At 57.3% G+C, this 8,807-nt stretch carries 7 protein-coding genes and 4 pseudogenes; 7 read left to right on the forward strand and 4 right to left on the reverse strand.

Annotation, left to right across the window (positions count from 1 at the left end; genetic code table 11):
* Positions 1-581: Rieske 2Fe-2S domain-containing protein (locus AO268_RS29890; RefSeq protein WP_257154485.1), on the reverse strand; the 581-nt coding region annotated here is incomplete at its 3' end.
* Positions 582-1,836: 1,255 nt separating this feature from the next.
* Between AO268_RS29890 and AO268_RS33595 the strand changes: the two are divergent.
* A pseudogene (locus AO268_RS33595) lies at positions 1,837-2,918 on the forward strand (recombinase family protein); the annotation flags it as partial.
* A gap of 567 nt (positions 2,919-3,485) precedes the next feature.
* Here the strand turns inward: AO268_RS33595 and AO268_RS33600 are convergent.
* A pseudogene (locus AO268_RS33600) lies at positions 3,486-3,650 on the reverse strand (group II intron reverse transcriptase/maturase); the annotation flags it as partial.
* A 95-nt stretch (positions 3,651-3,745) separates the two neighbouring features.
* Between AO268_RS33600 and AO268_RS33925 the strand changes: the two are divergent.
* The 4 genes and pseudogenes from AO268_RS33925 to AO268_RS29915 all read left to right on the forward strand — a co-directional run.
* Positions 3,746-3,853: pseudogene (locus AO268_RS33925) on the forward strand (hypothetical protein); the annotation flags it as partial.
* Positions 3,854-3,962: 109 nt separating this feature from the next.
* A complete protein-coding gene (locus AO268_RS33430) occupies positions 3,963-4,127 on the forward strand; it encodes a hypothetical protein (RefSeq protein WP_157404863.1) in 165 nt (54 codons plus the stop codon).
* The gene (locus AO268_RS32950; protein WP_004575895.1) at positions 4,120-4,698 is read left to right on the forward strand and encodes a recombinase family protein; all 579 of its coding nucleotides are present in this window, start codon (positions 4,120-4,122) and stop codon (positions 4,696-4,698) included. Before AO268_RS33430 ends, AO268_RS32950 begins: the two co-directional genes overlap by 8 nt.
* The gene (locus AO268_RS29915; RefSeq protein ID WP_004575896.1) at positions 4,695-6,326 is read left to right on the forward strand and encodes a recombinase family protein; all 1,632 of its coding nucleotides are present in this window, start codon (positions 4,695-4,697) and stop codon (positions 6,324-6,326) included. Before AO268_RS32950 ends, AO268_RS29915 begins: the two co-directional genes overlap by 4 nt.
* A 23-nt stretch (positions 6,327-6,349) precedes the next feature.
* On the opposite strand, the pseudogene AO268_RS33435 reads toward AO268_RS29915, so the two are convergent.
* Positions 6,350-6,504: pseudogene (locus AO268_RS33435) on the reverse strand (group II intron reverse transcriptase/maturase); the annotation flags it as partial.
* A 232-nt stretch (positions 6,505-6,736) separates the two neighbouring features.
* Positions 6,737-7,732 carry a XylDLEGF operon transcriptional activator XylS gene (xylS, locus tag AO268_RS29925; protein ID WP_011600770.1) on the reverse strand — a complete coding sequence of 332 codons (996 nt, stop codon included), beginning with the start codon at positions 7,730-7,732 and terminating at the stop codon, positions 6,737-6,739.
* Positions 7,733-8,009: 277 nt separating this feature from the next.
* Here xylS and tnpA point away from each other — a divergent pair, with 277 nt between their 5' ends.
* Together tnpA and tnpB are read left to right on the forward strand one after the other, a co-directional pair.
* Complete coding sequence (gene tnpA, locus AO268_RS29930) at positions 8,010-8,327, forward strand: IS66-like element accessory protein TnpA (protein ID WP_099170723.1); 318 nt, start codon at positions 8,010-8,012, stop codon at positions 8,325-8,327.
* Complete coding sequence (tnpB, locus tag AO268_RS33440; RefSeq protein ID WP_141562859.1) at positions 8,324-8,659, forward strand: IS66 family insertion sequence element accessory protein TnpB; 336 nt, start codon at positions 8,324-8,326, stop codon at positions 8,657-8,659. Before tnpA ends, tnpB begins: the two co-directional genes overlap by 4 nt.
* Positions 8,660-8,807 lie beyond the last annotated feature (148 nt).

The raw sequence follows: 8,807 nt of genomic DNA on the forward strand, positions 1-8,807 counted from the left end.
AGAAATCCGCGGTAGGAAGCAAAGCGCGCAACTTTCTTCAGGTCGTGCGAGCCGTCACAGTCGAAGCTGTCCGGATAGCCGGCGCCCTTGGGGTCTTTGACCTTGAGCAGCTTGCCCGAATTGCTGAAGGTCCAGCCGTGGAACGAGCAGGTGTGGGTGGCCTTGTTTCCACTCCTAAAGCGACAGAGCGTGGCGCCGCGGTGACTGCAGGCATTGATGAAGGCATTGAGCTCACCATCTTTGTTGCGTGTGATGAATATCGGCTGCCGGCCCATCTGCGTGGTGTAGTAGTCGTTCTTCTCGGGAATCTGGCTCTCGTGGGCGAGATAAATCCAGTTACCCTCAAAGATGTGTTTCATCTCTAAATCGAACAGCCGAGGGTCGGTGAACATCTCGCGATAGTCGTTCTTCTCGGGAATCTGGCTCTCGTGGGCGAGATAAATCCAGTTACCCTCAAAGATGTGTTTCATCTCTAAATCGAACAGCCGAGGGTCGGTGAACATCTCGCGCTTGCAGCGGTAGATGCCCTCATTCTCATCTTCTTCAACGAGGCTATCAATATAGTCGAGACCCAGGTTCATTTTCGTGCCTCCATTATTATTGTTTCAGTTGCATAAAGCCTAAGAGCTAGGCCTTTCTAGAGATAGCCATTTTTTGCACTCCTGTATCCGTTTCTTGCAAGTCCTGAAAACTGCAGCCGATATAGCCCACAGGCCTCTCAGGAAACGAGCGGCAACAGGAAAACGACTATGGCAGTTCGCCCTTCGGTCGCGGTAGGGATGGCAGTTACCTGCCCCCCCCGCACAGATCCGTACGTGCGGAACTACGCATCCGGCTCCTGCCTCAGGTACGTGACGCGAAGCGCTCCTCTGGGTAAGGATGAGCAGTTCTGGGCCTTGGTATATAGCAGTCGGCAAGGCGTCCGTAGCGTGACCACTGGAGTCGGTTACGCTGGCTGCTTCGCTTGAGGGCTTGCTACCATAGACGACATACCGCCACTCGAAAACCGTCCAGACGTATCAGGTTCCCCGGCACCGCGTGGTAATTGAAGTATCCGCTGACCACCCGGGTAAGCCCCTGACCCACGACCCGAACAGGCTCATGACGTCGGCGTTTCAGCTCATCCCGAATGGCCAGCAACGTCACACGCATTCGCTTCTTTACCGTCGGTCGCAGTATTTGAAAGCCATCGCTTCTGTTGGCACTACAGCAGTGTGTGAACCCCAGGAAGTCGAACGTCTCCGGTTTACCTAGCCCTCGCCGCCTGCGATTCTTTGCAGCGAAACGACCAAACTCAATCAGCCGTGTCTTCGAAGCATTGAGGGATAAGCCAAACCTGGCCAAGCGTACCTGCAACTGCTCCAGAAACTGCTGAGTCTGCCATTGCGTCCTGAAACCCAAGCACACTGTCGTCTGCGTATCGCACAGCAATCATCTGACCTCGTGCAGTACGCTCGCGCCATTGCCTGATCCACAAGTCCATCACGTAGTGCAGGTAGATGTTGGCAAGCAACGGTGAAATAACGCCGGCAACAATAGAGCAAACTCTCGGATAAACTGGGGGCTGCGCATTGCCAGGGAGAGTTTTGCTCCGAGGTATGCAGGATGCCCCGACGTCGAGATTGTTCTCGTCACTTCAGTCATGAGCCGAAAACCGCGGATCTGGCATATTCGTCTGGCTTTCGAGCCAAATCGGTTCTCTTGTGAGCAGCTCGAGAGGGTCTACGAGCAGCTAAAACCGACAGATGCGCGCGGTTCCTCAGAATTGCCACAACCCCAATCCTCTGTGACAAAGCATCGTGCTGCCAAGCGAGGTGAACAATGAGCCAGGCTGTGATGGTGGCGTTCTATGCTCGCGTATCCTCTGATCAACAGGCTAAACGCGGCACGATTGAAAGCCAGATTGCCGCGTTGACAGAGCGGATCGTGGCTGATGGTGCCCACGTTGCTGAGGACATGCGCTTTGTCGATGCAGGCGTCAGCGGCGCGACGCTGATTCGCCCACAATTGGAACGGCTCAGAGACCGCGCTGCACTTGGCCTGGTGGAACGTCTCTACGTCCTGTCCCCAGACGGCTGTCGCGAAAATATGCTCACCAGGCCTTGCTGATGGAAGAACTATCGGCGTGCGGCGTACAGGTCGTGTTCCTCAATCATGCCATTGGCGTCACGCCAGAGGAGTCGTTGCTGCTGCAGATGCAGGGCATGATCGCGGAATATGAGCGTGCCAAAATCATGGAGCGCCATCGTCGCGGCAAGCTTCATGGCGCCAGACGCGGCAGCATCAATGTGCTGTCGACTGCGCCGTACGGTTATCGCTACATTCGTAAGCAACTTGATGGCGCACCCGCACAGTACGTTATCGACCTGCCGCAAGCGGCGACGGTCAGAACCATCTTTCAATGGATTGGGATGGAGCGACTGAGCATCGGCGAAGTGGTGCGACGCCTTGGGGCAACCGGCACCGTCACCGCCTCAGGTAAACCGTATTGGGATCGCAGCACTGTATGGGGAATATTGCAAAATCCAGCCTACATGGGCCGGGCCGCTTTCGGTAAAACACAGGCGCGTGATCGTTTACCTCGGATACGCGCACAACGCCACAGTGCCGAGGTGTCCAGGAAGGGCTACTCCACCGTACGTACCGATCCGAGTCAGTGGATCGAGATAGCCGTACCGGCGATTGTCAGCGAAGGGTTGTTTCAGTCGGTTCAAGAGCAACTTGCTGAGAATCGCAAAGCGACTCGTCAGCGCCGTCATGGTGCGGTCTACCTGCTTCAGGGCTTGACCGTTTGCGGCCATTGTCACTACGCCTATTACGGTAAAAAGGTCAGCAAGGCAGCGGCCAAAGTCCAACGTCGGGACTATGCCTATTATCGTTGCATTGGAACCGATGCCTACCGCTTTGGTGGCGAACGCGTCTGTGACAATCAGCAAATACGAACGGACCGTCTCGATGAACTGGTGTGGCAGCAGGTTGTTGAGCTGCTCGCCCACCCTGGAAGGCTAAAGAATGAATATGAACGTCGGCTGGGAATCCTCGAAGAAAAAGAAAAAACAAACCTTGATACGGCCGCACTGGAACGACAACGACTGCAGCTGGACAAAGGCAGGTCGCGGCTCATCGATAGTTATGCCGAGGGTATGATCGACAAAATGGACTTTGATCCGAAGATGCGGCACTTGAAGAGCCGTCTGGAGCAGCTTGATCAGCAGATTCAGGACTCACGGCGTCATCAGGTGGGGCAGCGCGAGCTGTTTCTCGTGATTAATCGTCTCGAAGAGTTTGCCGCGGCTGTCCATGACCGACTGGGCACTGTCGATTTCGTCACCAAGCGGGAGATCATCCGCGGTCTGGTCAAACGCGTCGAGATTCACAAAGACGAGATTTTGGTGGTGTTCCGGGTTGATCCGGATCCCGGGTTCAACGCCAGCGAGACGTCGACTGGCTCCGGCACCAGAGAAAAAAGTATGCAAGATCGTACGCGGCGTAATCACTGCGCCTTGGGGAGTTCCCTTGGTCGCAGCCACCCTACGGCCATCCTCCATTACTCCCGCCTGAAGCCATTTACAGATGAGTCCGAGCATGCGTCGGTCTGCAATCCGATGCCCCAGAAACATCAGCATCCATTCATGGTCGATCTCATCAAAGGAAACCACGACAGACTACCCCTCTCCACGACGCTCCTGAATCGGTCGTCATCACGCGAACGGGTCACCCGTTCGAAGGCCAACGCCTCAAGGTCATTAACCGAAGGCAGTGCGCCGGACGATTGCACCTTCTACTGATTTTTCCCGATGAGTCACGCGGATTGATTCCCGTCAATTGGACCGATTTTGTCGTCGGTTCCGACGAGGTTCCCAAGGCCTCGGTGGCCGACGCGATTGGCTCACTTGCCGACTTACTCCACGCTCGCCTGATCATTGATGCTTTGCTGCGCCAGACGGAACAGGAGAGCAACGATGCAACTGAACCTAACCCTCGCAGACCTGCCCCCGGACGACGACAGTCTGTGGGAACAACTCGACGAAACAACACGCCAAGCGGTGATCGACAGGCTGGCTCAAGCGATCGCGAAGGTCGTGACGGGCAACGAGCCGACCCACAGGGAGAGCGCTGATGAGTGACACTGCCAACAAGATCGGTTCCAGCCATTTGCAGCGTGCGGCGTTCGTCTACATTCGACAGTCCAGCGCCAGTCAGGTAGAGCACAACCGGGAATCGACGCAACGCCAGTACGCGCTCGCACAACGGGCGACTGGCCTCGGCTGGTCCCAGCAGCAGATCAATGTTGTCGACGATGATTTGGGACTCTCGGGGGCCAGCACCGCTCGCCGGGGCGGTTTCGCGCGGATGACCGCCGAAGTCGCGCTCGGTCACGTCGGCATTATTCTAGGATTGGAGGTCTTCCGTCTGGCGCGTAATAACGCTGACTGGTACCGACTGCTCGACCTGTGCACCATGACCGACACGCTGATCGGCGATGCCGACGGCGTGTACAACCCCGCGCTGTTCAACGATCGCCTGTTGCTTGGACTCAAGGGCACGAGGCCGAACTGCACATTCTGCGCGCGCGTCTGGACGGCGGCATTCGCAACAAGACTGCTCGAGGTGAGTTGCGCCGGGGTCTGCCGACCGGACTGGTGTGGGGCGAGGCCGACGGCGAAGTCAGGTTGCATCCCGATGAAGCCGTCGTGAGCGTACTACATGCCGTGTTTGCACGTTTTAACGAGTTTGGCTCGGCCCGCCGTGTTTGGCTGTGGTTGCGTACCGAGAACTTATCGTTCCCTCTGCAATTCAACCGCAACGAGCAAATCCGCTGGGTCGCACCGACCTACAACGCCATTTACAATGTGCTCACCAACCCGGTTTATGCGGGAGCCTACTGCTATGGCAAGACGCGTACGGAACGCTATGTCGATGAGCACGGCACGCTCAAGACACGCTTGCGGCGTCTACCTCAATCGCAATGGGCCGTGCTCATCCGTGAGCACCATGAAGGTTATATCGATTGGGCAACCTATGAGGCCAACCAAGTGCGTCTGGCTGCAAATACCAAGCCCCGGCCCCATGAAGCAGGGGGAGCCGTGAGGGAAGGTGCCGCCTTGCTGCAAGGCCTGGCCATCTGCGGCCACTGCGGCCGGTCGCTTAAAACCCACTACCGCGGCACGAATCAGACGCCGGGTTACCATTGTTCGAACAAAGGCATCGAGAATGGTCGTGGCGTCTACTGCCTCAATATTGGTGGCCTGCAGATTGACGCCGCCGTTGCGCAGGCCTTCCTGCAGGCCGTTGAGCCGGCGGGCGTTGCAGCGGCTGTACGCGCCGCCGAACGCCTCGAAGCCGACCACGACGCCGCGCTCGCGCAGTGGCGACTGACCGTGGAACGGGCGCACTACGAAGCGTTGCTTGCCGAGCGACGCTACCGTGCCGTGGATCCTGAGAACCGTTTGGTGGCGCGCGGACTTGAAACACAATGGGAGACACAGCTGCGTGAACTCGAACAAGCGCAGCAGGAACTTGCCCGGCGCGAACAACTGCGTCCCCGCACCTTGGGCGCGGAGGAACGACACCGCCTGCTCGCGCTCGGCCAGGATCTCCAACGCCTGTGGCATGCTCCGACCCTCACCGTGCGCGACAGGAAGCAATTGCTGCGCACGCTGCTCGAGGAGATTTCGATTACCGTGCATCGCGAACAATACCGAGCGCAGCTGAAGCTACGCTGGCGCGGCGGCAAGCTCACCGAATGCGACGTTGCGTTGCCGCGCTCGCGACCGGCCACCATTCGCACCGACGAAGACACCATCGCCCTGGTACGTCGACTGGCGCAGCACTATCCCGATGCGACCATCGCGGGCATCCTCAACACCCAAGGCCGTGTGACCGCGCGGGGCCTGCGTTTCAACCAGAACCTCGTGGGCAACCTGCGGCGTCATTGGAAGATTCCCTGTTTCGAACGATCCGCCGAGCTTCCCGACGGTGAGCTGCTCAGAATTCGCCAGGCCGCCCGTGTACTGGGTACAGAGCCGTCCACGCTGCACCGCTGGGTCAACGACGGCTTCATCGCCGGGGAGCAAACGACGCCTGGCGCACCCTGGCGTATTCGCATCACTGACGCGTTGCGAAGCCGCTTCGTCGAGCACAGCCCAGAAGGCTACGTCGTGATGCAGGATGCAACCAGGCTACTCGGCGTCACCCGCCAAACCGTGTTGCAGCGTGTAAAGCGCGGCGAACTCGACGCTGTCCTGGTCTGCCACGGACGCCGCAAAGGCTTGCGCATCAAGGCGGTCGACGATCAGCCTGACCTCTTCGAACACACCTCATAAACCAAAGGGCATTGTTATGCAGGATCCAAGAACGACGTGATATCCGCATCCAATATCCAGTTCACCTTCTGGCCTTGAGCGCGACCGTTAACGCATCCAGCGCATCGTGCTGGCTACGTCCCGGTCGAAACCCATACGAGAACCCTAGAAAGTATTCTTCATAAATCGCATTCAGAACGAGGCTCTTGCAAAACACCCCAGCGCGAGTGAATTTCTGCCTGCTAGCAACGGCGCAAAAAGAGTGGAGCGGGGGTCGCCATCGAAGGCATGATTGTGGTCTCAAATCAACAACCACACCCGCCGAATGAATACTGCCCTGCGCGAGCGTTTGACGCAATTCCATCATCATTTTCAGCACCAGTTGTTGCCCTTAGCGTAGGGATCAGAACCTCGCCTGTAGTAACGCCCAGTCAAGGGAGTGGGGGCAGGCTCTCCTCGGGATCAAGCCACTTCATTTTGCGCCGACGCAGGGTGTCGGAAGGCAGCTCGCCGAAAGTGCTCCTATAGTTCTCGGCGAAACGTCCCGTATGAAAGAAGCCGTAGTCTAGGGCCATCTCGGTGACACTACGCACATTTGCATTGGGATCGCTCAAGCGGGCGCGTATGCACTCGAGCTTGCGGTTGCGGATGTAGTTCTTCGGCGTGGTGCCAGCATGCTTCTCGAACAAAGTGTAGAGCGAGCGTGGGCTCATCAGCGCCAGCTCCGCCAGTCGCTCAAGGCTGATGCTCTGTTTGAGATTGTCCTCAATGAACTGAACGACTCGCTCGAAGGACGGGCAACCTTCGCTGAAGGTCTCGCGGCTGACATTGCTGCTCAGCATCTCGAGCAGCTTGGTAGCAATGATCCCCGTATAGTATTCCTGGACCCGAGGCATCGAATTTGTATGCTCCGCTTCGTCACAAACCAGCCCAAGCAGATTGATAAAGCCATCGAGTTGCTGCAGGTTGTGTCGCGTGGTGAAGCGGATACCCTCACTCGGCTTGTGCCAATAGCTCTCACTGCATGCCCGATCGAGGACCACTGAGGGTAATTTGACGATGAATTTCTCACAATCCTCCGAATAAGTCAGGTCCGCTCGGTCATCCGGATTGATCAGCAATAGTTCACCCGGCGAAAAATAGTGCTCCAGGCCATAGCCACGCCACAGGCAATGGCCCTTGAGCAGTACCTGCAGGTGATAGCAGGTTTCCAAGCCTGGCGAGGTCACCCTTACGCTACCGCCATAGCTGATTCGACACAGATCAAGGCTGCCGAAAGTGCTGTGGTTCAGGCTGGCTTCCGGGCACCCACTCTTGGGCAGGCGAATACAGTGCGAACCGACATGTTGGTTAACGTAGTCGGAGACGAAGTAGGGGTCGGCATTGACGAAGATCCGACTTTTCTCGTTCAACAAGCGACAATCCATAACTCACGGTGCTCTTATATTTTTTATGTGGGTTACGAGGAACTCAAGGCCTAGGCTGCCCACCTCGCACACTCCATTGATACTCGCAATATGCCCAAGCCATGACGCGAGCCGATCAACGGTCAGCCAATGACCAGCCCCCGCCATCGAAGCACCATAGTGCCCGGTCAAATCGGCGTAAGCGTCCAGCCAACACACCTTCCGAACTCCAGCATTAAGGGCGATGGTGTCCGCGTATTTTTAAGCGGACGCGATCGCCCTTAACGTCAGGATTTCCATGCGCCATCGAAGCTCTTACCCGAAACCCTTCAAGGCCCAGGTTGTTCAGGAATGCCTGCAACCGGGCGCAACCCTATCCAGCGTCGCCATCAGCCACGGCATCAACGCCAACGTGATCCGCAAGTGGCTACCGCTTTACCGAGATCAGTCACCAGCGGCGTTGCCGGCTTTCGTTCCGTTGAGAGCTACACCCAAACGGCAGGCAGAAGGGTCGGCGATTATTGAGTTGCCATTTGGCGAGCAATCGATATCAGTGAAATGGCCAACGTCCGATCCTGAAGGCTGTGCCCGCTTTGTCCGTGGACTCACGCAATGATTCGCATCGACGCCATCTGGCTTGCCACCGAGCCCATGGACATGCGTGCCGGCACTGAAACTGCGCTGGCCAGGGTGATCGCGGTGTTCGGTGCGGCGAAGCCACACTGCGCTTATCTGTTTGCCAACCGCCGCGCCACTCGTATGAAAGTGCTGGTGCATGACGGGGTTGGCGTCTGGCTGGCTGCTCGCCGATTGAACCAAGGCAAGTTTCACTGGCCCGGCATTCGACAAGGCTGCGAGATGGAGCTGGATACCGAGCAACTTCAAGCGTTGGTGCTCGGCCTACCTTGGCAGCGTGTTGGGGCTGGCGGTGTAATCACACTGCTTTAAAAAGCTGTAATTAGCGCCTTGGCCTGCTGCCGCAAGCGACCTGCTTTGGTAAAATCCAGGGCATGGTGCGACACGAGACCGTGTACTCACTATCAAAGGTTAACAATTGAGTACATGTCGCAACTCTGAGTCTCATTGCTCAGCCCTG

Origin of the sequence: Pseudomonas sp. ICMP 8385, from assembly GCF_002699915.1 — a bacterium.
Classification (GTDB): Bacteria; Pseudomonadota; Gammaproteobacteria; order Pseudomonadales; family Pseudomonadaceae; genus Aquipseudomonas; species Aquipseudomonas gessardii.